The sequence below is a fragment of the Hyphomicrobiales bacterium genome, from assembly GCA_017642935.1.
Lineage (GTDB): Bacteria > Pseudomonadota > Alphaproteobacteria > Rhizobiales > MH13 > MH13.
The window spans coordinates 1,219,134-1,242,093 of record JAEPOK010000001.1 but is presented as its reverse complement, the minus strand read 5'-3'; the positions used below and the strand labels follow the sequence as shown (position 1 = coordinate 1,242,093).

19 protein-coding genes and 1 pseudogene are annotated in these 22,960 nt (G+C 59.8%); 13 read left to right on the top strand and 7 right to left on the bottom strand.

The annotated features are described in order from the left end of the window. Positions 1-51: 51 nt before the first annotated feature. Genes JJ917_05875 through JJ917_05865 form a run of 3 tightly spaced genes read left to right on the top strand, consistent with a single transcriptional unit; the run spans position 52 to position 3,528 of the window. Positions 52-966: a substrate-binding domain-containing protein gene (locus JJ917_05875; protein MBO6698341.1), complete on the top strand. Its 915-nt coding sequence runs from the start codon at positions 52-54 to the stop codon at positions 964-966. Positions 967-1,012: 46 nt separating this feature from the next. Further along, positions 1,013-2,542, top strand: a complete 1,530-nt coding sequence (locus tag JJ917_05870) for a sugar ABC transporter ATP-binding protein (GenBank protein ID MBO6698340.1) — start codon at positions 1,013-1,015, stop codon at positions 2,540-2,542. Beyond that, a complete protein-coding gene (locus JJ917_05865; GenBank protein ID MBO6698339.1) occupies positions 2,539-3,528 on the top strand; it encodes an ABC transporter permease in 990 nt (329 codons plus the stop codon). Before JJ917_05870 ends, JJ917_05865 begins: the two co-directional genes overlap by 4 nt. A gap of 13 nt (positions 3,529-3,541) precedes the next feature. Here the strand turns inward: JJ917_05865 and JJ917_05860 are convergent, their stop codons facing one another. Beyond that, complete coding sequence (locus JJ917_05860; GenBank protein MBO6698338.1) at positions 3,542-5,560, bottom strand: glycoside hydrolase family 31 protein; 2,019 nt, start codon at positions 5,558-5,560, stop codon at positions 3,542-3,544. 144 nt (positions 5,561-5,704) lie between these two features. On the opposite strand from JJ917_05860, the gene xylA reads away from it, so the two are divergent. Further along, positions 5,705-7,006 carry a xylose isomerase gene (gene xylA / locus JJ917_05855; protein MBO6698337.1) on the top strand — a complete coding sequence of 434 codons (1,302 nt, stop codon included), beginning with the start codon at positions 5,705-5,707 and terminating at the stop codon, positions 7,004-7,006. Here the strand turns inward: xylA and JJ917_05850 are convergent. Next, complete coding sequence (locus tag JJ917_05850; GenBank protein ID MBO6698336.1) at positions 7,003-8,022, bottom strand: LacI family DNA-binding transcriptional regulator; 1,020 nt, start codon at positions 8,020-8,022, stop codon at positions 7,003-7,005. The two genes, xylA and JJ917_05850, sit on opposite strands and share 4 nt — an antisense overlap. 160 nt (positions 8,023-8,182) lie before the next feature. On the opposite strand from JJ917_05850, the gene JJ917_05845 reads away from it, so the two are divergent. The 9 genes and pseudogenes from JJ917_05845 (at position 8,183) to JJ917_05805 (ending at position 17,509) form a co-directional block, all read left to right on the top strand. Further along, positions 8,183-8,512 carry an EthD family reductase gene (locus JJ917_05845; GenBank protein MBO6698335.1) on the top strand — a complete coding sequence of 110 codons (330 nt, stop codon included), beginning with the start codon at positions 8,183-8,185 and terminating at the stop codon, positions 8,510-8,512. Further along, complete coding sequence (locus JJ917_05840; GenBank protein ID MBO6698334.1) at positions 8,512-9,282, top strand: SDR family oxidoreductase; 771 nt, start codon at positions 8,512-8,514, stop codon at positions 9,280-9,282. Before JJ917_05845 ends, JJ917_05840 begins: the two co-directional genes overlap by 1 nt. 3 nt (positions 9,283-9,285) lie before the next feature. Continuing rightward, positions 9,286-11,364 carry a hypothetical protein gene (locus JJ917_05835; protein ID MBO6698333.1) on the top strand — a complete coding sequence of 693 codons (2,079 nt, stop codon included), beginning with the start codon at positions 9,286-9,288 and terminating at the stop codon, positions 11,362-11,364. A gap of 59 nt (positions 11,365-11,423) precedes the next feature. Next, entirely contained in the window at positions 11,424-12,635 is a 1,212-nt protein-coding gene (locus tag JJ917_05830) for a sugar ABC transporter substrate-binding protein (GenBank protein ID MBO6698332.1), read from the top strand. A 66-nt stretch (positions 12,636-12,701) separates the two neighbouring features. Continuing rightward, positions 12,702-13,601 (top strand): sugar ABC transporter permease, encoded by a 900-nt coding sequence (locus tag JJ917_05825; protein ID MBO6698331.1) that lies wholly within the window; start codon positions 12,702-12,704, stop codon positions 13,599-13,601. Positions 13,602-13,611: 10 nt separating this feature from the next. After that, a complete protein-coding gene (locus tag JJ917_05820; GenBank protein ID MBO6698330.1) occupies positions 13,612-14,439 on the top strand; it encodes a carbohydrate ABC transporter permease in 828 nt (275 codons plus the stop codon). Next, a complete protein-coding gene (ugpC, locus tag JJ917_05815; protein ID MBO6698329.1) occupies positions 14,436-15,509 on the top strand; it encodes a sn-glycerol-3-phosphate ABC transporter ATP-binding protein UgpC in 1,074 nt (357 codons plus the stop codon). The genes JJ917_05820 and ugpC overlap by 4 nt, the downstream gene beginning before the upstream one ends. 18 nt (positions 15,510-15,527) lie before the next feature. Further along, positions 15,528-17,105, top strand: a pseudogene (locus tag JJ917_05810) (GMC family oxidoreductase). Next, a complete protein-coding gene (locus tag JJ917_05805) occupies positions 17,102-17,509 on the top strand; it encodes a hypothetical protein (GenBank protein MBO6698328.1) in 408 nt (135 codons plus the stop codon). Before JJ917_05810 ends, JJ917_05805 begins: the two are co-directional and overlap by 4 nt. On the opposite strand, the gene JJ917_05800 is transcribed toward JJ917_05805, so the two are convergent. From JJ917_05800 to JJ917_05780, 5 genes are all read right to left on the bottom strand, one after another. After that, positions 17,494-18,384 (bottom strand): SMP-30/gluconolactonase/LRE family protein, encoded by an 891-nt coding sequence (locus JJ917_05800; GenBank protein MBO6698327.1) that lies wholly within the window; start codon positions 18,382-18,384, stop codon positions 17,494-17,496. The two genes, JJ917_05805 and JJ917_05800, sit on opposite strands and share 16 nt — an antisense overlap. After that, positions 18,381-19,334 carry an ABC transporter permease gene (locus JJ917_05795; GenBank protein MBO6698326.1) on the bottom strand — a complete coding sequence of 318 codons (954 nt, stop codon included), beginning with the start codon at positions 19,332-19,334 and terminating at the stop codon, positions 18,381-18,383. Before JJ917_05795 ends, JJ917_05800 begins: the two co-directional genes overlap by 4 nt. Next, a complete protein-coding gene (locus JJ917_05790) occupies positions 19,331-20,275 on the bottom strand; it encodes an ABC transporter permease (GenBank protein ID MBO6698325.1) in 945 nt (314 codons plus the stop codon). The genes JJ917_05795 and JJ917_05790 overlap by 4 nt, the downstream gene beginning before the upstream one ends. Then, positions 20,272-21,786, bottom strand: a complete 1,515-nt coding sequence (locus JJ917_05785; GenBank protein ID MBO6698324.1) for a sugar ABC transporter ATP-binding protein — start codon at positions 21,784-21,786, stop codon at positions 20,272-20,274. Before JJ917_05785 ends, JJ917_05790 begins: the two co-directional genes overlap by 4 nt. 66 nt (positions 21,787-21,852) lie before the next feature. Next, entirely contained in the window at positions 21,853-22,866 is a 1,014-nt protein-coding gene (locus JJ917_05780; protein ID MBO6698323.1) for a sugar ABC transporter substrate-binding protein, read from the bottom strand. Positions 22,867-22,960 lie beyond the last annotated feature (94 nt).

Genomic DNA, 22,960 nt, shown 5'->3' with positions numbered 1-22,960 from the left:
GCTGGCATGTAAAGACAAGCCATACGATTGGCGATCAGGGAGAACAAGGAAATGAAATTTCGCACAACGCTTGCCGGCCTCGCTCTGGTGACAGGTTTTGTCGGCGCAGCAAGCGCTCAGGAAGTTGCTGTCGTCACACCCTATTTGGCGCAGCCTGGAACACAGTTTTACGTCGAAGGGTTCACCGCTGAAGCCGAGCAGCGCGGATGGACGGTCAATGTGATCGATACCGCTGGCGACGTGGCCGCGGTAATCAGCCGCATGGAAGATGTGGTGACGCAGGGCGTTGATGCCATCGTCATCAATGTCGATCCAGCGCAGATCGGTGCGGGCCTTCAGACGGCATCGGATGCTGGCATTCCCGTGGTTGGAATGGACGCCGGCAATGATCCCTTGGTAGCTGCCAATGTTACGTCCAACGGCTATGCGATGGCAGCCGAAACGGCGGTCTATGTGGCCAACCGTATTGGTGGCGAGGGTGGCGTTGTGATGTTCACCTTCGATCCTTTCCCGCCGGTTCAGGTGCGAGGTGTGATCGCCGATGCTGTGTTCGCCAACTTCCCCGACATCGAAGTTCTCGACCGCATAACGCCGGACGTGAGCGATGGCGGGATTGCTGACAGCCGCGCGCAGATGGAAGCGTTGCTGGCCGCTAATCCCGAAACCGGCAGCATCGCCGCGGTCTGGGCCGCTTGGGACCAGCCGGCGCTCGGCGCATTGCAGGCAATTGAGGCGGCAGGCCGGTCCGATGAAGGGATCGTTATCACCGGCATCGATGCCAATCCGCAGGCGCGCGATGCGATTGCGCAGGGTGGCAACTTCGAGGCTTCAGTGGCCCAAGACTTTCAGGGCATTGGCGCGGCGACGGCTGACACGGTCGCGCGCCTCTTGGGTGGTGAAGACTTGGTGCAGCGGGTTATCTATGTCCCCACTCGCCTTATCACAGCGGCCAACGTGAGTGAGTGAGGGTCGGACCACTCATAGCTAAAGCACTGAAATTTCAGGGGTAAAGATGCCTGAAATTGCATTCAGCGACATCAGCCGGCGCTTTGGACCTGTCCAGGCGCTGGCACAGGTCAGTTTTACGCTGCGTTCCGGCGAAGTGCATGCGCTTATGGGTGAGAATGGCGCTGGGAAGTCGACCTTGATCCGCATCTTGGCCGGTCTTGATCGGCCCGATACAGGACACCTGGCGCTTAATGGCGCCAGGCTTCCGGAGGGCCAAGCAAGCTTGATGAAACAGGCTGGCTTGCGCTTCATTCATCAGGAATTGCATCCCGTCAGCGGATTATCGGTCGCGGAAAACATGTTCCTCGACTACGCCTATCCAACCCGCTTTGGTTTGGTGAACTGGCAAGCCCTTAACGCTCAGGCAGGTAAGGCGCTCCAGCGTCTCGACCTTGGCCAAATCAACCCGCGTTCGCCAATCTCTTCGCTAGGGCCAGGCGACCAAATGCTTGTCCGCATTGCCGCCACACTGATTCCGAGCGGCGATGGCCGTGTGCCCTGGCTTTATGTGATGGACGAGCCAACGGCGGCACTGACGGGTGAGGAGTCCGAGCGGCTGTTCGCGGTTATCGACGAACTGGTCCTCCAAGGAGCCGGTATTCTTTATGTGTCCCATCGGATGCCCGAGGTACTGCGCATCAGCAACCGCGTGACGGTGCTGCGCGATGGACAGCACATCTCAACGCTCCCACGTCGTGAGACCGACCAGGACAGGATCATCCATGATATGACCGGTCGTGACCTGAGCGACCTGTTCCCGCCTAGGGCCTCCCCATTAGCAGCCGAGGCAGAGCCGGTGCTGGAGGTCACGGGTCTTTCCGCCGCTGGCCTGCGAGACATCAACCTGCACTTGCACCCGGGTGAAATCCTCGGCATCGGCGGATTGGCCGGATCGGGCAGGGGTGCGCTTTTGCGCACATTGCTTGGCGCATCGCACCGCAAAAGTGGTGCGATCAAGCTGAACGGGCAACCTCTGAAGACGCGACCGGCGGACGTTTGGGCGCAGGGCCTCGCGTACATTCCGCGCGAACGTCGATCCGAAGGGCTTATGATGGCCCGTTCCATCGAAGAAAATGTGGTGCTGCCGCATCTCACACGCTTCTCACGCTTGGGTGCGTTCACTGACAAACTTAGGCAGAGACAAGTGACGCAGGAGCAGGCCGTTCAGACGCGCTTGAAGATGGTGTCTTCGCGCCAAGTGTGTGCCGAACTATCCGGCGGCAATCAGCAAAAGGCCTTGTTTGCCCGCGCGTTGGCGGGTTCGCCCAGTGTGTTGATGCTCGATGAACCGACGCGCGGCGTCGATATTGGTGCGCGGTTCGATCTCTACCGGATCATCCGAAGCCTCAGCGAGCAGGGCGTTGCCATGGTGCTTACGTCCTCCGATCTGCCCGAATTGATCGGTCTGTCGGATCGCATTGCGATCATGCATGACGGGCGGCTGGATGAATGCATCGCGACCGATGGGTTGACCGAGGGCGGTTTGCTCGCGCGTTTCTATCAACAGTCGCAATCTGCGGGGATTGCGGTATGAGCAGCGTCATTCGGCGCTTTGGTGGCGCGTTCGGCATGTTGGCCGTCGTCTTGTTTTTTGCGATTAGCCTGCCCGACACGTTCTTGACCGCTCGCAACCTGCTTAACATCTCGCAACAGATCAGCATGTTGGCAGTCGTCGCGGTCACGATGACGGTAGTCATGGTGATGGGCGATTTCGACCTATCCGTGGGCGCCATGGCCTCGCTGGCCGGCGTTGTCGCTGCGACGCTGTTCGTCGCCGGTTGGTCGATCCCAGGCGCCCTTGCCGCCGCGCTGCTGGTTGGGGCGCTGGGCGGACTGTTCAACGGCGTGATGGTGTCGATCGTCGGCATTCTTCCTTTCGTTGCGACTCTGGCAACGCTGACCCTATTCAGCGGTTTGGCGTTTTTGATTAGCGATGGGCGGACCATCTTTGGGCGCGACATCCCCGACGCCTTTGGCGATTTTGCGCGCGCTGGCCCGGTGATCGGCACGGTCGATGAGCGCGCTCTGGTGTTCCCCAATCTGACGCTGGTCGCTTTGTTCATCGCCTTTGTTGTCTGGGTGGTTTTGGAGCAGACCAGCTATGGACGCAGGCTCTATGCAATTGGCGGCAATACCGAAGCCGCGCGACTGGCGGGCGTGCCACTACCAAGCCTGCGCCTATCGGCCTTTCTGTTCACCGGTGTCGGAGCGGCCCTCGCAGGTTTGATGTATGCAAGCCGCGTTGCATCCGCCAATCCGACCCAAGGCGATGGCCTAATGCTGACCGCAATCGCTGCGGTGTTTTTGGGCATGACGGTGACCCGGGACGGTCAGCCTCGGGTGCTTGCAACGCTGGCCGGCGTTGCTATCCTTGGCGTGCTCGACAACGGCCTGACCCAGATGCGCGTCGATAGCTACGTGCGCGAGGTACTTGTCGGCGCGATCATCCTGCTCGCGGTCGGCTTCAGTGCCGTGAGCCGTAAGGGAATCTCGCTGAAAGGGCTGCTGCGGACGCGGTGATGCCAACCGGCATTTAGGTCAGTTGGACCGCGCTGCCTGCGCGTCGGAAGACGGGGATTGTATCCAGCGGCGCTTCGACCATTATCTGTTGTCCGCCTGCATGGCGCGCGCCCGTCCAGGCATCCTCCCACGCACACCCGCCTGGCAGGTAGACCTCTCGTGAGCTGGCACCAGCCTCCAAGATAGGCGCAACAAGCAAGTCGGGACCGAGCAAATAGCTATCATCTTGCGACCAGCATTCAGGGTCGTCGGGGAAGCTGAAGAGAAGCGGCCGCATGATCGGTGCACCGGTGTCGGCGGCCTCCACGCCGCAGGCTTTGAGATAGGGTTTCAGCCGTTCACGCAGATGCATGTAGCGTTCCAAGATGGCGAAGACCTCCTCGCCGAACGACCAGACCTCATTGTCGGCGCCACCAAACGAAAACAGCTCTCCGAACCGTTCATCGCGCGATGCGTCCTTGCGGAACCCATGCAGGCGGAATATCGGGCAGAGCGCGCCGAACTGGAACCAGCGGATCAAGAGTTCGCGGAATGCAGGATCGTTGACGTCGCCGCCCTTGAAGCCGCCAATATCAGTTGTCCACCAGGGGATGCCGCTCATCGCCATGTTGAGCCCGGCGCGGATCTGGCGTCGAAAATCGGCGAACGTTGATTTCACATCACCTGACCAGACAACGACAGGATAACGCTGAGTGCCGAGCCAGGCTGAACGCGAGAGCATCAACCCGTCCATGATCTCGTCATCCTTGAAAGCTTTGGCGTAGCCCTTCTGATGCTCGAGCGGATAGGCGTTGGCGACAGCCGGTCCGTCCCCCGCCCAGAACCGCAGATTATCGCGATGCATCGGGTACATTTCCGGCTCGTTGGCATCGAGCCAGAATGCGTGAATGCCGTGATCGGCATAGCCCTTTTTGACACGTGACCAGTGAAACGCCCGGGCATCCGGGTTCGTCGCGTCGTAGTAGGCCAGCGCATTCATCGCATCCGGCTCGCGATCGTAAAATATCATGCCGTCGAGCGCGCCGCGCTTGCTCTGGACCAGCCAGCCGTTTTTCTGGAACGTGTCCCAGGTTTCCGCATTGGCGTTGACCGATGGCCACACCGACACCATTGGCGTGATGCCCATCTCGCGCAGTTCGGCGACCATACTCGAAGGATCGGGGAACTCGTCGGCGTTGAAGCGCCACTCACCCATTTTCGTCCAATGAAAGAAGTCGATCACCAGGCAATCGAGCGGCAAGCCGCGTCGCATGTGTTCACGCGCGACGGCTAGCACTTCCTCTTGGGTCTTGTAGCGCAGCTTGCACTGCCAGAAGCCGAGCGCCCAGTCCGGTAGTTCCGGCGGGCGGCCGGTCAGGGCGGTGTAATCATCGAGGATGGCTGCGGGCGTTTCGCCGGCGATCACGACATAATCCAGCTGCGGCATCGCCTCCATCACCCAGAGTGTGCGGTTTTCAGCCAGTTCCACCCTGCCGACACCGGGGTTGTTCCAGATCAGGCCATAGCCGCGCGAAGAGACCAGGAACGGGATCGAGATCTCGGTGTTCGCCTGCACCAGATCGATCACGCAGCCCTTTTGATCGAGCTTGCCGTGCTGATGCTGACCAAGGCCGAAAAACTGCTCGCCCTCATGCGCCTTGAAGCGTTGTTCGACATGCCACAGATCGCCTTCCTGCGGTTTGTAATGCCGTGTGCCCGGCCATAAAATGTGCGGCATTTCCTCTTCAAGCAGCAGGCTGCCGCTGACGGAATCGAAAAACCGCACTTCCAAGGCTGGGCCCATGCCACGCGACACTAACCGCAGCTCCGCGCGCAGGCGCCCATTCGTCAGGATCGCGGCCTCGTCGCTCAGGTCCCAGGATGCCTCTGCCGTGTCGGCGTTTAAAAGCGCTGAAATCGCCCTCTCGTCGATCACGCGATTGCGCGTGGTGCGCACCCTTGCGCCGTTGCGCCCGCAGGGCTCAAGCCAGATCGTCTCACCGCCCCATCGCGCGACAACGCGATGATCTTCACGTTCAAAAATATCGTTCATGACCTGGCATCTCCCTGGCAAATCATGTCTTCTCATTTAGCAGGTTTAGGTGGGGCAGGTGGTTTTGGCAAACGTTTGTATTGACGCTTTGCTGCCTGCGCGCCATCCTCGCGAAACGCTCCATACTTCCAAGAAGGGCCCGTCATGACCGACTTTTTCCAAGGCATCCCAAAGCTGCGCTTCGAGGGGCCGGACAGCGAGAATGAGTTCGCGTTTCACCACTACGATCCAGAGGAAATGCTGGGCGGCAAAACGATGCGTGAGCATTTGCGCTTTGCGGTTGCCTATTGGCATTCATTTGCCTGGCCAGGCGGTGATCCATTTGGTGGGCAAACGTTCGACCGGCCCTGGTTCGGTGACACGATGGACCTGGCCCGTCTGAAAGCTGATGTCGCCTTTGAGATGTTCGACATTCTTGATGCGCCCTTCTTCTGCTTCCACGACGCTGACGTTCGGCCAGAAGGCGCGGACTTCGCCGAAAACACACGCAACCTTGAAGAGATCGTCGACTACTTCGCGCAGAAAATGGAAGGTTCGTCGACCAAGCTTCTTTGGGGTACGGCAAACCTTTTCTCGCATCGCCGCTTCATGTCGGGCGCCGCCACCAATCCCGATCCCGACGTGTTTGCCTGGTCGGCTGCGACAGTAAAAACCTGCATTGATGCCACCCACAAGCTTGGCGGTGAAAACTATGTCCTTTGGGGCGGGCGCGAGGGCTATGAAACGCTGCTCAATACCGACCTTGGGCGGGAGGCCGAGCAAGCTGGCCGCTTTCTGTCGATGGTCGTCGATTACAAGCACAAAATCGGCTTTCATGGCACGATCCTGATTGAGCCGAAACCACAAGAGCCCTCCAAACATCAGTATGATTATGACGTCGCCACGGTCTACGGGTTCCTGAAGCGCTTCGGGCTGGAGAACGAGGTCAAGCTCAACATCGAGCAGGGCCATGCGATCCTGGCTGGCCATTCTTTCGAACACGAACTCGCGCTTGCCGCCTCGCTTGGCATTCTTGGATCCATCGACATGAACCGCAACGACTATCAGTCAGGTTGGGACACGGATCAGTTTCCCGACTCGGTGCCCGAAATGGCGCGGGCCTATTACGAAGTGTTGAAGGCAGGTGGATTCACCACTGGTGGTACAAACTTCGATGCCAAATTGCGCCGGCAATCGCTCGATCCAGCGGACCTGATTCTCGCCCATGCCGGCGCCATGGACGTCTGTGCACGTGCGCTAAAAGCCGCCCATGCCCTGCTGGATGACGGTGGCTTGGAAGCTGCCCGTGATCGACGCTACGCTGATTGGGACAAACCGGAAAACGCCGCCATGCTGACCTTGGATCTTGCGAGCATCGAGCAGCGGGTGCGCGACCAAAACATCAATCCCGACCCGCGATCGGGTCGACAAGAACGGCTGGAAAATCTCTGGAACCGGTTCGTCTAACTGGCAAGGACGTGGGAGCCGCGCAACAGTGGGCGCGGTTCGATCACCTGACCTGTTTCCTCGGCTGATGTCTGCGGTCCGTCGAGGCGGTTCAGCATGATGTCGCTGAGCAGCGCCGCAACGCGGCTGTCTTCGGTAGAAAAGGTCGAAAGGGGCGGGGCTGTATGTTCTGAGCCGGGAAAATTCTGACCGCCAAACACCGCAGCATCCTCACCCAGTTTGACGCCAAGCTTTGCGGCAGCGCGAAATACACCGAACGCCAGCGAATCCTGTATGCAGGCCAGCGCCACGCGACCGCCGGGTTTCAGCAATCCCATCGCGGTTTCCTCGCCCATTGCCTCGGTCATTTCGATGCGGTGGGTGTGCACGTTGGCAAGCCCAAGACGCAGCGCAGCGCGCTTGGCGCCGGTCACATAATTATCCGCGAAACGCAGGCCCTCTGGCGCCGATAGGATGTGCAACTCAGCTGGCTTTGCGGCGGCCAAAGCCTCCACGGCCACTTCGCCGGCGCGCGCATAATCGATCTCAACCCAGGGATGCTCGCGTTCCCACCGCGTCCGGCCAAAGGTCACAAACGGAAAGCCGGCCTCCATCAGATAGGCGACACGAGGATCGTCCTGGCGCGTCCGGCCAAGCACGATCGCGTCCGCTAACCGATCTTCTACTACCGCGCGCACGATATCGATCTCTTCATCGCGCTCTTGGGCGGCAAACACCGCCAGGCTACGACCGGTGCCCCGCAGGCGCTGGTCCAGGGTCGAAAGCAGTTCCAGAAAGATCGGTGAGGCAAAGCGCTGCTGCGGTGGCGACAGAAGCACCGCTACACGATTGGTGGTGCCGCCTTTCAAGGCGCGCGCCATGGCGTTGGGGCGGTAACCCATACGCTCGGCAGCGTCGCGGATCACCTCAGATGTTTCAGGCTTGACGCGGGGGTCGGCGCGCAAGGCGCGCGACACCGTCGAAACATCGAGCCCGAGATGCTCGGCGATGTGTTTCAGCCCAACGCGATGCGCCATGTGCGCGACCTCCACCAGCCAACGAATCCGGCGATTCTGATCCCTCGATAAGCGCTCCCTTCTACACCGGAAATCTTCCGGAAAGCAAAAATACAAAGGTTTGTATTGACGCAATCACCGATTCATCGTGAACTGGAACCAACGAAAAAAGGGAGGTTGCATGATCAAACTCGTCGCCCTTGTGCGCCGCAAATCTGATCTCAGTCGGCGGGCGTTTGCTGACTATTGGATCAATGTTCATGCACCGCTTGCGGCCGCCATTCCGGGGATGCGCGGGTACCGCATCAACATTGCTGGTGATGCTGGCGACATGCCAGCTGCCGACTATGATGGCTCGGCGGAAATCTGGTTTGATAGCCGCGAGGCGATGAAGGCTGGGTTGTCGTCACCAGAGAACGATATCGCCGCCAAAGACACCGAGAACTTCCTCGACCATCTGGAATTTTTGGTCACAAAGGAAACGGTCATTCTTCCCAAGGATGCTGCCTGATGGCGGCGCGCATGTTCCCCGTTGAAGGCCGCCATGAGGGCAAGGTCTATGTGATCACCGGGGGTGCCGAAGGCATTGGTCGCGCTTGCGCCGATCGTTTTGCGCAAGAAGGCGCGCAAGTGATGATCGCCGATATCAATCCAAAAGGAAGCGATGTTGCCAATGCGATCGGCGCAGCTTTCCAATTGACCGATATGGCCGAACCCGAACAGGTGAGGGCGCTTGCCGCCGCGACCGTTGACCGGTTTGGGCGCATCGATATTTGGCACAACAACGCGTTCACTGCCGTCTTCAAGCCCATCCACGAGCAGACGTTGGACGAGTTCAATGCCATCACCGGCGTTGGCATTCGCGGCTATTGGATGGGCGCCAAGGTCGCCGTGGAACAGATGCGGTCCCAGAAAGCTCAAGGGGCTTCTGGCAAGGGTGTGATTGTCAACACCGCATCGGTGCAGAGCTTTGTCGGCGAGAAGGGCTTTTCCGCCTACCAGGCGACCAAGGGCGCGGTGCTCGCTATGACGCGATCCCTGGCGCTCGATCATGCCCCCGATATCCGTGCGGTCGCTATCGCGCCTGGCTTGATCGAGACCGAGGCCGTTAAAGCCATTCCTCAAGATGTCATGGAGGAGGTGATCGCCGGTATCCCGGCCGGACGCGGTGCGCAGCCGGAAGAAGTGGCGGCGGTTGCGGCATTCATCGCCTCCGAAGAAGCCGACTACATGTCGGGAACTGCCGTCATCCTGGATGGCGCTTACCTGGCGATTGGATAACAGATGGCCGATGTGTTCACCCAGGACGGCAATGCCCTTCTCTGCCGTTTCAACGGCGAAACGCTGCGCATCGAACCGTGGGGCGCCGACGCTCTGCGTGTGCGGGCCCGGCCGGGACAGACCCTCGCTGAGCCGCATGTTGATGCGCTTTTGCCCGTGGACAGCCAAAGCGCGGATGTCACGATTAATAGCGAAAAGGCGTCGATCACGCGAGGGCGCATTCGCGCCGAGTTCTGGATCAAGGTGCGCTACGGCGCCGATGTTCGCCGCGAGTTGATGCTCCGCTTTGTGAGGTCGGATACCGGCGAGGAACTGCTTTCCGAAACCCGCTCACATTTTGCAGGGCCGAAGCCGCGTAATTTCAAGGCCATCGCCTCCGGCTCATGGAAGCTCGAGCAGCAGTTCAAAGCCTATGATGGCGAGAAGCTTTGGGGTCTGGGGCAGCCACAGCATGGAAAGATGGACCTGAAGGGTGTCTCGACGACGCTTCTGCAGCAAAACGCCCATGTCGTGATCCCGTTCGTGGTGTCCTCACGTGGCTATGGCTTCTTGTGGAACAACCCTGCGGTCGGACGGGCCGAGTTTGCGTCCAACATCACGCGCTGGACGGCCGAGGCCACCAATGGTCTGGACTATTGGATCACGGCAGGCGACTCGACCCAAGAGATTGTGCGCCGCTACATCACCGCCACCGGCAAATCGCCCGACATTCCCGACTGGGCGCTGGGATTTTGGCAGTGCAAACTGCGTTACCGCACACAGGATGAACTTCTGTCGGTCGCCCGCGAGTACAAGGCGCGCGGCCTGCCGCTGTCCTGCATTGTGATCGACTTCTTTGCCTGGTCGCGCCAGGGCGAATGGAAGTTCGATCCGGCTGAATGGCCTGATCCGAAAGCCATGGTTGATGAACTGGCGGCCATGGGCGTTGAGGTGATGGTCTCAATCTGGCCGACTGTCTCAGCCTCGTCGGAGCATTACAAAGAGATGACTGAGCGCGGCCTGATCTTCACCTCCGAGCGCGGGTCGCCGGTGATGATTCCGTTCCCCGACAAAGACCCATTCGGCGCCGGTTTCTTCACCTACTATGATGCCTTCAACCCGGAAGCTCGGGCTTTCCACTGGGATTTGGTCAAACAGAACTACCTTGCCCACGGCATCAAGCACTTTTGGCTGGATGCTTGCGAGCCTGAGATGCGCCCAGCGCATCCTGAAAATGTGCGCACATCGCTCGGCAACGGCGCTGAAATGCTCTGCGGTTATTCGGTGCTGCACGAGGAGAACTATCGCAAAGGCCTGACCGAGGCGGGGCACGCCGATGGTATGCTGCTTTGCCGCTCGGCGTGGGCAGGATCGCAGCAACATGGTGTGATTCTCTGGTCAGGCGATGTCTGGTCCAACTGGGACTGGTTCCGTGCCCAACTGCCTGCCGGCCTGCATGCGGGTCTCTCCGGCATGGGTTGGTGGACCACGGACATTGGCGGATTCTACGACGGCCATGGTGGTTCGGAAGAGTTTCGCGAGCTGCTCGTTCGCTGGTTCGAGTTCGGCGTTTTCTCGCCCATTTGTCGCCTCCATGGCTTCCGCGTGCCAGAATGCGTCCCCGCTCCGGGACCTGGCGAAGAGGTCACCTATGGCCAGGATACGTTCAACATCTTCACCGATACCGGTGGACCTAATGAAATCTGGTCCTATGGCGAAGAGGTCGAGGCAGTTCTCACTGAGCTGTTGCGGGTGCGCGAGGCCCTCCGTCCCTATCTGGAGGGCGTCTTCGCTTACTACGCCCAGACCGGCGACCCGGTGATGGCGCCGTTGTTCTACCATTTCGACACCGATGCTGGTGCCGATGGCGCCAGTTACATGCTTGGTCCCGACCTTCTCGTTGCGCCCGTCCTCAACGCAGGCGAGACGACCGTCGCTGTCGACCTGCCAGCCAGCGAAAGCTGGGTGCATATTTGGTCGGGCAAGGCCTATGCAGGTGGTTCTCAAGCAACGGTTGATGCGCCGTTCGGGCAACCAGGCGTGTTCGTTCGGGCCGGCCAGGCCGAAAAATTCACAAAAGCTTTCCCCGCGCTAATCCCCTGAAACCAGTAGAAGAGCGCCGCGCAGCGCTCCCCACACCCAACCCAACAAGGGAGATAACAATGAAACGTGCACTCACCGCGCTGGCCTTCTCAGCGCTTCTCACATCCACAGCGATGGCGCAGGATGTGACGCTCACGCTTTGGACCGAAAGCTCGACCGGCGCCGAAGCCACCTTCGCCAATGAGTTCACCGAGATGGACAATGGTATCACCATCGATATCCGCGAGGTCCGCTTCGATGACATTGTGACCGAGACGCTGCGTGCCTTCGCAACGCGCACCAACCCGGACATCATCTCCATCGACAACCCCGATCATGCAGCGTTCGCGGCCCGTGGCGCGTTCCTCGATCTGACCGATCTGGCCGCAGCCTCTGACCAGATTGACATGGACAATTACTTTCCCGGCCCGCGTTCATCGCTGACCTGGGAAGACGGCGTCTACGGTATTCCGCGCGCCTCCAACACGATCGCGCTTTACTATAACAAGGACCTGTTCGAAGCCGCTGGCTTGGATCCTGATAGCCCGCCTACCACCTGGGACGAGCTCTACGAGGCCGCAAGCGCGCTGACCGACCCGGACAATGATGTCTATGGCATTGCCTTCTCGGCCAAGGCCTCGGAAGAGGGCACGTTCCAGTTCCTGCCCTGGTTGCAAATGACCGGTGGTTCGTTTGAGCAAGTCAATGGCGACGGCGCTGCCGATGCACTCGCGTTCTGGAAAACGCTTCTCGATGAAGGTCTTACCAGCCCTGACACACTGACGCGTGGTCAGTGGGACTCGACCGGAACCTTCAATGGCGGCAACGCCGCCATGGTGATCTCCGGTCCTTGGGAGTTGAACCGCATGGCAGCTGATGCCGACTTCGAGTGGGGCGTGACGCTGCTTCCCGTGCGTGAAGAAGGCGGTCCACGTGCCTCGGCTCTAGGGGACTTCAATTTAGCTATCTTCGCCAACACCGAACACCCGGAAGAGGCTTTCGCGTTCTTGGAGTATTTCGACAGCCAGATGGACCGTCTGTGGCCGGAGTTCACACGTATGCCGCCGCGTCCTGACGTGCCGCTTGCACCGACCGGTGATCCGCGCATTGACGAAGCCGCTGGTGTCTTCACCGAGCAGTTGCAATACGCCGCAAACCGCGGCCCACACCCGGAATGGCCACGTATTTCACGTGCCATCCAGGATGCCATCCAGTCCTCTTTGACCGGCCAAAAAGAACCTCAAGAAGCGCTGGACGACGCGCAGTCCGTGATCGATGGTATCTTGAACTGATAGGCTTCGAATACGCGATTGGGTCAGGCGGGCTTTCCGCCTGACCCAACCACAAAGGGCGCGCACATGAATCTCTTCAAGAGCTTCCGCGATGGCATCGGTTTCGACACGCTGCTTATCGGCTTTGCGTTGCTCTACCTTTTCGCGTTTGCCGGCCTGCCGCTCATCTACAACGTCATTATTTCGTTTCAGCAGGTCGACGTTTTCTCGCTCGGTACGCTGCTTCATCCCTCGGCGGGATGGGACAATTATCTTTCGATTTTCCGCGATCCATTGGCGAACACGGTCTTCTGGAACACGATCATCTTCACGGTCGGCTCGGTGGCTTTCCAGTTCACCATCGGCTTCGCTTTTGCGCTGTTCTTCCATCAGAAATTTCCCGGCGCGACCTGGTTTCGCGGGCTATTTCTCGCCGCCTGGGTCATGCCCGGGCTGGTCGTTGGCGTGCTTTGGAATTGGCTCTTGTCCGGCGATTTCGGCGTCATCAACCATGTGCTGCTCACCATCGGCCTGATCTCCGAGCCGATTTTCTGGCGCTCCGATATCGATGTGGCGCTCTATTCGGTCATCCTCGCCAACATTTGGTACGGCATGCCGTTCAACATGATCCTGTTGTCGGTCGGTTTGGCGGCCATCCCGGACGATCTTTACGAAGCTGCCGAGCTGGATGGCGCGACGGCCTGGCAAAAGTTCTGGACCATCACCCTGCCCATGATGCGCGCCACGATTGGCGCTGTTTTGGCGCTGGGCACCATTTTCACGCTTCAACAGTTCGACCTGTTCGCCGCCATTACCTCTGGCGGCCCCGCAGGGTCTTCGACCGTTGCGCAATACTGGTCTTGGCAGCTTTCCTTCCGCGAGTTCGATTTCGGGCGTGGCGCGGTGATCTCGGTGATGATGATTATCGTCGTGCTGGCCGTCTCGCTGGTCTATGTGCGTTCCACCCGCGCAGAGACGCGGCTGTGAGGATCGGGCCATGAGATCGGATTGGCACAACCGCGCGCTGTTCCTCATCGCGCTGGTGTTGGCGGCGGTCTATCTATTCCCGCTTTATTGGATGTACGTGACGAGCCTGAAAACCGGCTCAGCGATCTTTGCCGTACCACCGGAAATTCTCCCGACCGATCCGCAATGGGGCACCTATGGCGAGGTGTGGGCAACCACCAACATCCCTCGTTATCTCTGGAACTCCATGCTGATTGCCACTGGCGTGACGGCCGTAACGGCCATTCTGGGGGCAGGGGCTGCCTATGTGTTGGCGCGCTACCGCAATGTGTGGATCGATGTGGCCCTGTTCACCGTGCTGATGCTGCAAGTCCTGCCGCCCAGCTTGATGGTGACCCCGATCTTTGTTGGCTTTGCCACCATCGGCCTGCTGGATTTTCCGCGCATTGCTGCAGTGCTCGCCATCGCAGCCAAGACGATGCCGTTTTTCGTCATCTTGTGCCGCGCGACGTTCATGACCATTCCGCGCGAGCTAGAAGAAGCGGCCCTGGTCGACGGAAATTCGCGGGCAGGGGCGTTCTTCTTCATCGTCCTACCGCTGGCGCGCAACGGAATCCTCGTCGCGGCGCTTTTGATCTTCATGCAGGGCTTTGGCGAATATGTTTATTCGGCGTCGCTGATCGCCGACAATCGCCTGCAACCAGCCTCCATCGGCATGACCAACTTCCTGCAACCAAACGTCGTCAATTGGAACGCCATCATGGCGTTTGCCGCGACCTATGTGACGCCGATCCTCGCCGCCTTCGTCCTTCTGCAACGCCAGATCGTTAACGGTCTGACCTCAGGGGCCTTGAAATGACCAACAGCCAAATCCGAATTGAAAAGGTCGACAAGCATTACGGGGCGTTTCACGCCCTGAAGGGTATCGATCTGGATATTCCCAAGGGCGGGTTCGTGGCGCTAGTGGGCCCGTCAGGTTGTGGAAAATCCACCCTGCTGCGCACCATTGCCGGGCTCGAAAAGATCACGTCCGGCGACATGTGGATTGAGGACCAGCGGGTCAACAACCTCGCGCCGCGCCACCGCGATCTGGCGATGGTGTTTCAGTCTTACGCGCTCTACCCACACATGAATGTGCGCGACAACCTCACCTACGCGCTGCGCCTGAAAGGCGTCTCAAAAGCTGAGCGCGCCAAACGCGCCGAAGAGGTGGCGGCTGTCATCGGACTTGAAAACCTGCTCGATCGCTTTCCGCGTGCTTTGTCCGGCGGCCAGCGCCAGCGCGTGGCCATGGGCCGGGCGATCATCCGCTCACCGAAAGCCTTTCTGTTCGATGAGCCGCTCTCCAATTTGGACGCGGCTCTCAGGGTCCGCATGCGCAAGGAAATCCGCGCGCTGCACGATCGTATTGGCGCGACATCGGTCTACGTGACCCACGATCAGATTGAGGCCATGACCATGGCCGATCATGTCGTTGTGATGCGCGCTGGTGTGATCGAACAGCAAGGCGCGCCTCTGGATCTCTATGAACGCCCAGCCAACCAGTTCGTGGCCGGGTTCATCGGCTCACCTGCGATGAATTTTGCACCCGGTGTGGTCGCTGAGAATGGAACGTCGGTCCAGTTGTTGGATGCCGAGATCCCGACCGATCTTGTCATGGAGGCCGGCCGTGAGGTCATCGTCGGTCTGCGCCCTGAGCACATCACCGTCACCGATCCGCAAACAGACGGGGCTGTGCCGGTAACTGTTTCCGCCGTCGAAGCGACTGGGTCGTCGAGCTATCTGTTCACTGATGGTGATCCGGAGCTGGTTCTGGTGACCGCCGGAACCAGCGCCTTGAAGGCCGGGGAGGCCATTGGCCTTTCCGTCGCGCCAAATCAGGTACATCTTTTCGATAGCCAAACCCAAATGGCGCTGCGGAGCGCCTAAGCGGTGGCCGCGCACTGCGACGTGGTGATCGTTGGCGCGGGCCCATCGGGCGCCGTGGCCGCCAGCGAACTGATCGCCGCTGGCATGTCGGTTACGGTGCTGGAGCAAGGCGATTGGGTTCCAGCCGATGCATTCGACGGCGCGAAACCCCATTGGGAACTCACCCAGCTGCGCCGTTGGCATCCCAATCCCAATGTGCGCGGCCGCTCTGAAGACTACCCCATCGATACGTCGAAGTCTGAGGTCAATCCTCTGATGCTGGCCGGCGTCGGTGGCGCGGCACTGATCTATGGTGCCCATTGGATGCGGTTCATGCCGTCGGACTTTCGCGTCAAGACGTTGGATGGCGTGGCCGACGATTGGCCGTTCGTGTACGAGGATCTGGAGCCCTTCTACGCCTATGTCGAAGAGGCGATGGCAGTCTCGGGTAGGGACGGCAACACGGCCTACCCTGATGGTGCGCCATGCCCTCTGCCGCCGCTGCCCATCGGCAGAGTTGGACGTAAAGCCGCCGAGGGCATGAACAAACTCGGCTGGCACTGGTGGCCGGGCTCGAACGCCATCCCCTCGCGCCCCTATCGCTCGCTGCAACCCTGTGTCTTGCGCGGCACCTGCGGCACGGGATGTTCTGATGAAGCCAAGGCGACGCCGGACCGAACCCACTGGCCCGAAGCCATCAAGCAGGGCGCGAATCTCATCACCGGCGCACGGGCCTGCGAGATCGAGACCGATGCGCAGGGCAGGGCCGCTGGGGTCATCTGGATCGACCGGAATGGTGCGCGCTATCGCCAGACGGCTGATGTCGTTATCCTCTGCGCCAACGGCATCGGCACACCGCGTTTGCTCTTGATGTCGGAGCTTGCGAACCGCTCCGGGCTTGTCGGCAAACGGCTGATGATGCACCCCTTTGCCGCCGTGATGGGTACGTTTGAGGAGGATTTGGAGAGCTGGGTTGGGCCAGCCGGTCAAATCCTGACGTCCATGCAGTTCTACGAGACCGACAAGAGCCGCGGCTTTGTCCGCGGTGCCAAATGGAACTGCATGCCCGCTGGCGGACCGCAAAGCTTCCGGGCCGGCTATGGCGATGGCCCCCTGACCGATGCCTGGGGTGCGGCGCTACACGACAGGGTACGGCGTAAGTTCGGGCGGTCTTTCGAATGGGGCATCATTGGCGAAGACCTGCCTGATGAGATTAATCGGATCGCACTCTCCGACAGCATGACCGACAGCGATGGATTGCCCGCACCGGAGATCCATTATCAGGTCTCGGACAACACCCGCGCCATGCTCGATTTTCACATTGCTCGCGCCGTCGAGGCAATGGACGCGGCTGGCGCAATAGAAACCTCGGTGACATCGCTCATCCGTGATTGCGGTTGGCATCTTATGGGTACCGCTGTGATGGGCGGCGACGCAGAAACGTCCGTGACCAACGCCGATGGCCGCTGCCATGACGTTGAGAACCTTTATATTTTTGATGGCAGCCTGTTCCCGACCTCCTCGGGCATGAACCCGACCGCAACGATCATGGCGGTCGCGGCCAAATGCACGCTGGCGCTGATTGAAAGCCGCGCTGATATAGAGACCGCCGCGTGACCCTTACCGACGACCAACGCGCGCGGATGGCGCAGTTCGCAAGGGTTATGATCCCCGGCGGTGCGGGCATGCCCTCAGCCGCTGATCTGGTTTTGTGGGCTGCTTCTGTAGACGAGGTTCTGGCCATCGATCCAACGCGGCTTAAGCCGTTAGTTCGGTTTCTTAGCCTGGAAGGCAAGGTCGACACCTTAGCCGATGTCGAAGCCTTGGCCCACAGCGATAGGCTAGGTTTCGAGGCGTTGGGTGTCGTGCTCGCCAACTCCTATTTCATGCATACGGCTGTGCGCGACAGCATTGGCTACCGGGGGCAGGAGGCGTGCGATAGCTCTGGCGGGCTCACAGAAGAAGATGAGGCGCTGCTCGCGCCGGTGATCGCGCGCGGACCGATTTACCGCCCGGTATAGCTCCAGGCGCGACCACCAGGCAGAGCAGATTTCAGATGATAGAGCGATGATACTGCCGTGATGAAAAGATCGTCCATCTCCGGTCCGCCGAACTCGACGTTCGTGACCATTTCGGGCACAGGCGCGTGCGCAATCTGTGACCCATCTGGCGCGTAGACATATACGCCATCGCCGCCGCCAACCCAAAGATTGCCGGCACTATCGACCCGCATGCCGTCGGGCACACCAACCGGCATAACGGCAAAATCGCGTAGATTCGACGCCTCCCAACCATTGGAGATATCGCAGGCGAGCACCTTGTGATGCTGTTCGGAGCTGTCACTGACATAGAGCGTGCGTTCGTCGGGCGAGAGGCACAGCCCGTTGGGCCGATAGATGTCGGTCAAAACTGGTGCTGGGCTATCTGCATCGGCACCGACTTTGAAAACATAACAGCCTGGAATCTCCATGGCCTGCTGATAACCGTGAAGTTCGCCATCCTCAGCGCGTACGCCAAAAGGCGGATCGGTGAAGAGAATGGTGCCGTCGGATGTGCAGATCACATCATTGGTGGAGTTGAGCACCTTGCCGCCAAGCGAACGGGCCAGAACGTCACGCCCGCCATAGGACCCATCGGCGTTTACATTCAGAGCCGACAGGCAGCGGGTGGAGTGCTCGCAGGAAAGCACGCGGCCATCGGTAGCGCGCGCAAGCCCGATCGCGAAATGCGCGTCATCTGTCCAAAATGATGCGCCGCGTTCAGCATGCCAGGCATGGATAGCGTTGCCTGGAATATCGGTAAACAAAAGTGTTTGGTGGTCGGGCAACCACACCGGCCCCTCGGTGAAGGCGTAGCCGGTGGCAAGCTGTTTAACGTTGCTCGCAATCACACTCATGCCGAAGCTCCTTTCAAACCCCTGGCCCAACGGTCGAGCAGCACCACGGCGATCACAAGCACGCCTTTGATGACCTGCTGGGCGTTGAAATCAACATTCAAAATGGCCAGCCCATTGTTGAGCACGCCGATCAGCATCACACCGATGAGCGAGCGCAACAGCGAGCCAGTCCCGCCACCGAGCGCCGTGCCGCCAATGACCACAGCAGCAATGGCATCGAATTCCAGACCGACTGCGCCATCACTGCGGGCATTGCCGATGCGCGAGATGAGGATCATGCCCACCAGGCCCATCAATGCGCCCGCCATAGTGAAGATCAGGATCTTGATCCGATCAACGGCCAGGCCAAGCATACGCGAGGAGGGTTGGCTGCCGCCAATCGCGTAGATATGGGCGCCGAAACGGGTGCGCGCGAGTAACCACCAAAGCGCAAGAAAGACAAAGAACAGCCAGAGGAACGCGCTGCGCAGCCCGAACACTGAGCCTGTCGCAAAAAAATCGCGGAACCAGTCAGCATCGAACAGGATCGTCCGGCCGCCGGTCAGCGTCAGGGCGACGCCTTGGGCGATGAAAAAACTGACCAGCGTGGCAATGAAGGATGGAACGGCGGCATAGACCGTCAACAGCCCATTCATCAGGCCAAAGCCAGCACCAACACCCACGCCGATTAGAATGGCCCAGGGGCCAAGCCCGGCAGCGAGCGCCATGGCCGTAACAACGCCCGATGCTGAGGCGACCGCGCCAACCGACAGATCAATCTCGCCTGCCAGGATGATGAACGTCATCGCAAAGCTCGCGATACCGAGCACGGCGACCTGGCGGCCAATGGCAATGAGATTTTCCGGTGCGCGGAAGGCAGGGCTGGCAATCATCAAGCCGATCACGACCAGGGCAAAGGCAACGAAAATGCCGTAATTGGCGATTTGCGCACGGGTGACTGAGCCGGTCATGATCGCACCCCCGAGGCGAGGCGTTCCAAGACGACTGCAAACAGAATGATGACGCCTTTGATGACGTATTGCGCATCGATATTGACGTTCAAAAGCACCATGCCGTTGTTCAAGACGGCGATCAACAGCGCGCCAAGCAGGGTGCGCAGAACCGATGCCCAGCCGCCAAAAAGGCTTGCACCACCAATAATCACCGCTGCGATTGCGTCCAGCGTCAACGTCGGGCTTGATCCAGGGGCGCCATTGCCAAGGCGCGCGGCGCTCAGGATCGCACCAAGACCGACCAACAACCCCATGATAGCGAACACGGCGACCTTGCGCTGTTTGACCGAAACACCGGATAGGCGGGCTGCTTCTTTGTTGGCGCCGATGGCAAAAAGCTCCCGACCAAATCGGGTCCGACTAAGCGTGAAGAGACACGCAAGAAAAGCAATGGCCACGATGAACAGCGGGATCGCTACGCCAAGAACCTGATCGGAGTAGAACAGATCGAGGAAATCGTACTGAAGGATCGCGACCGACACTGCGCCGGTGAAAACGAAAGCAAGGCCCGTCGCAATGGCCAACATACCAAGGGTGACGATGAACGAGGGGATATCGCCGTAGACGGTTATGGCACCGTTCAGCGACCCGATGCCCACCGAGATCAGGATGACCAAGGCCATCGCCAGCGGCCATGCCATACCGGCCAGCAGGAATTGCGCCAGAATCACAGAGAGCAGACCGACGACAGCCGAGACGCTGAGATCGATCTCACCAATTAGGATCACCAGCGTCATGCCAAAAGCGACCAGCATCAGTGTCGCGCTGTCGGTTGCCAGGCGTTCGAAATTACGGGCGTTGAAAAAGAACTCGGAGGACAGCGAAAAATAACCGACCAGCAGGATTAGCCCAAGATAGGGCATCACGTCGCGCAGAACTTTCAGCGCGCGCGCGTTCATGCCGCCTCCGAAGCGTTACCGCTCTCAGCAAAAGCAAGGTCCAATAGGCTTTCTTCGCTGGCGTCGTCTGCGGGTACGACCCCTGCGATGCGACCTGCGGCCATCACCGCGATCCGATCGCTGATTTGCAGGACTTCCGGTAGTTCTGAGGAGATCACCATCACGGCCGCGCCGTCGGCCGCCAGCTGTCGGATCAGCGCATAGATCTCGGCCTTAGCGCCGACGTCCACCCCGCGTGTCGGCTCGTCAAGCAGAATGACCTTCGGCGCAATAGCGAGCCATTTGGCGATGGCCACTTTTTGCTGGTTGCCGCCCGACAAAGTGTCTGCCGCAACGTCGGGGGAGGCGGCGCGAATACCGAGTTTTTCCGACCAGGTGGTGGCGAGCGCCCGGAGTTTGTTCAGTGAGAGCACGCCTGATCTGCTTATGCGGCCAAGGCTCGGCAGAGCGATGTTGTCGGCGACCGATAATGAGAGTACCAGACCCTGCGTTTTGCGATCCTCTGGTAGGTAAGCAACGCCGCGCGCAATCGCATCGGAAACTGACCGAGGGGCATAGGCCGCGCCAAACAGCCGCATAGTGCCGCGATCGGGTTGATCGACGCCAGCCATGAGCCTGGCAAGCTCGGTGCGGCCAGCACCCATCAGGCCAGCAACACCCAAAACCTCGCCGGTGTGCAGCTCAAAAGAGACATCGCGTACGACGGAACCGCGAGAAAGCCGCGACACGTCCAGCGCGACTGGCAAGGTGTCGACGGACTTTCCGCTGCGGCGTTCGTCCACTGCCCGTCCAACCATGGCCGCGATCAGCTTCTCACGCGTGAAATCCTCCGCGGGACCTGTCACCACATGTTTGCCGTCGCGAAGCACCGTGATGCGGTCGGCGAGGCGAAACACCTCCGACATGCGGTGGGTGATATAGACGATGCCGACGCCCGCCGCGCGCAAACGGTCCACCAGGTCAAACAGCAGCTCTTCTTCCTGGCGGCCAAGCGAGGATGTCGGCTCATCAAGCACCAGGACTTTGGGCGTCTCACCGCAGGCACGCGCGATCTCAACCATTTGTCGCTGTCCGGCGGAAAGGCGCGCGATCGGTGTGCGCGCATCAAGCTTTATATGAAGCCGTTCCAATATAGCCTGTGCCCTTCCGTAGAGCGTCTTTGTGTCGAGCCAAACGCCAGCGTGCATCGGCTCTTGGCCGATCATAATGTTTTGGCCGACATCCAGATTGGGCAGGACGGTGAGTTCTTGAAAAACGGTGTGAATGCCGAGCGCGGTCGCATCAGACGGAGAGTTGAGCGTCACGCGTGCGCCGGCAACTTCGATATGTCCGTTATTGGGCTGGTGAATGCCGGCACCGATTTTCATCAGAGTCGACTTGCCAGCACCGTTTTCCCCCATAAAGGCGTGCACCTCGCCGGCGCGCACATCGAAACTGACATCGTCCAACGCGGTCACACCGGGAAAGCGCTTGGTGATGCCGTGCAGCGAAAGGCGAGGGGCTTCAGACACTGGTCAGCTCACGCAAAAAGAGCAGGCTTCGTGGCGAAGCCTGCCCCAGTTTCGGGAGGGATGGGGTCACCAGGGCTGTTCGGCACCTGGATATTGGATGGACCAGCTCTCTTCGAAATTGTCGGCGGTTACGAGGAGATTAGGCGTGATGATTTCATCGCACAGCTCAGCGCCCATGATCGATTGAACCAAGCCTTCAACGGCTGCGCGCCCTTGCAAGGCGGCCTGCTGTCCCGACAGGGCAACAATGTTGGTGTCGCCGCTGGCAAGTTCCACATAGCCTGGAACTTCAGAGTCATAGCCGGCGATCACGATATCGCGGCCTGACTGTTCCACAGCCTCGGTGGCGGCGTTCACGGCCAGGCTCCACGTCGCAAAGATGCCTTTCAGGTCTGGGTTGGCTTGGATGACATTGGTTGCCAGCTCCAGCAGGCGGTCTTGGCTGAAATCAGACTGCATCGAAATGACCTGGCCACCGGCCGCGCCAACGGCGTCCAAGATGCCTTTTTCACGGTCGCGGATGGTTTGCAGGGCAAAGGGAATGCCGAGGATCGCAACCTGCGCGTTGGCCTCGCCGATAGCCTCCATCATCGCTGACCCGGCATCAAACGATCCTTGGTACGACGAGGCGTTCATCACCGAAATCACCTCGCCGCGCGCAGGCGCTCCACCGACAATGAAGACGGGGATGTCATCGCGATTGGCGCGGTTCACCGCCTGGCCGATGGAGCTGGCGTCCACGGCTGTCAGGAAGATCCCGTCGACCTGGCGCTGAAGAAGCGCATCAAATTGCGAAAGCTGGGTGTTGGCGTCGAAATCAGCGTTGTTGACGATAAGCTCCACGCCGATCTCTTCTGCGTAAGCCTCTCCGCCGGCGACCAGTGTGCGGCTGAAATCGTCAGAAATGTTGTTGGTGAGAAACCCGAAGGTTAGATCGCGGTCTGCAACGTCGGCCAATTGCGCATCGCTCAGATGAAGATCTTCGGCGGTTGCCAAACAGGCATCCTGCGCGGCTACGGGTGCAGCGAGCGCAAGGGCAAATGCCGATGCGGTCAGCGCCAGGCTAAGAGTGCGGGTCATGATGGTCCTCCCATTTGCGGGCTTTTGCCCTTTGAAAGAAAGGAAAGCGCATTCTCGCTGACAAATCAATACAAACGATTGTATTTTGCGTTTT

Bases quoted from the DNA above. Each gene is read 5' to 3' on its own strand.
- JJ917_05875 (MBO6698341.1), top strand. From the start codon at position 52: ATGAAATTTCGCACAACGCTTGCCGGCCTCGCTCTGGTGACAGGTTTT.
- JJ917_05870 (MBO6698340.1), top strand. From the start codon at position 1,013: ATGCCTGAAATTGCATTCAGCGACATCAGCCGGCGCTTTGGACCTGTC.
- JJ917_05865 (MBO6698339.1), top strand. From the start codon at position 2,539: ATGAGCAGCGTCATTCGGCGCTTTGGTGGCGCGTTCGGCATGTTGGCC.
- JJ917_05860 (MBO6698338.1), bottom strand. From the start codon at position 5,560: ATGAACGATATTTTTGAACGTGAAGATCATCGCGTTGTCGCGCGATGG.
- xylA (MBO6698337.1), top strand. From the start codon at position 5,705: ATGACCGACTTTTTCCAAGGCATCCCAAAGCTGCGCTTCGAGGGGCCG.
- JJ917_05850 (MBO6698336.1), bottom strand. From the start codon at position 8,022: ATGGCGCATCGCGTTGGGCTGAAACACATCGCCGAGCATCTCGGGCTC.
- JJ917_05845 (MBO6698335.1), top strand. From the start codon at position 8,183: ATGATCAAACTCGTCGCCCTTGTGCGCCGCAAATCTGATCTCAGTCGG.
- JJ917_05840 (MBO6698334.1), top strand. From the start codon at position 8,512: ATGGCGGCGCGCATGTTCCCCGTTGAAGGCCGCCATGAGGGCAAGGTC.
- JJ917_05835 (MBO6698333.1), top strand. From the start codon at position 9,286: ATGGCCGATGTGTTCACCCAGGACGGCAATGCCCTTCTCTGCCGTTTC.
- JJ917_05830 (MBO6698332.1), top strand. From the start codon at position 11,424: ATGAAACGTGCACTCACCGCGCTGGCCTTCTCAGCGCTTCTCACATCC.
- JJ917_05825 (MBO6698331.1), top strand. From the start codon at position 12,702: ATGAATCTCTTCAAGAGCTTCCGCGATGGCATCGGTTTCGACACGCTG.
- JJ917_05820 (MBO6698330.1), top strand. From the start codon at position 13,612: ATGAGATCGGATTGGCACAACCGCGCGCTGTTCCTCATCGCGCTGGTG.
- ugpC (MBO6698329.1), top strand. From the start codon at position 14,436: ATGACCAACAGCCAAATCCGAATTGAAAAGGTCGACAAGCATTACGGG.
- JJ917_05800 (MBO6698327.1), bottom strand. From the start codon at position 18,384: ATGAGTGTGATTGCGAGCAACGTTAAACAGCTTGCCACCGGCTACGCC.
- JJ917_05795 (MBO6698326.1), bottom strand. From the start codon at position 19,334: ATGACCGGCTCAGTCACCCGTGCGCAAATCGCCAATTACGGCATTTTC.
- JJ917_05790 (MBO6698325.1), bottom strand. From the start codon at position 20,275: ATGAACGCGCGCGCGCTGAAAGTTCTGCGCGACGTGATGCCCTATCTT.
- JJ917_05780 (MBO6698323.1), bottom strand. From the start codon at position 22,866: ATGACCCGCACTCTTAGCCTGGCGCTGACCGCATCGGCATTTGCCCTT.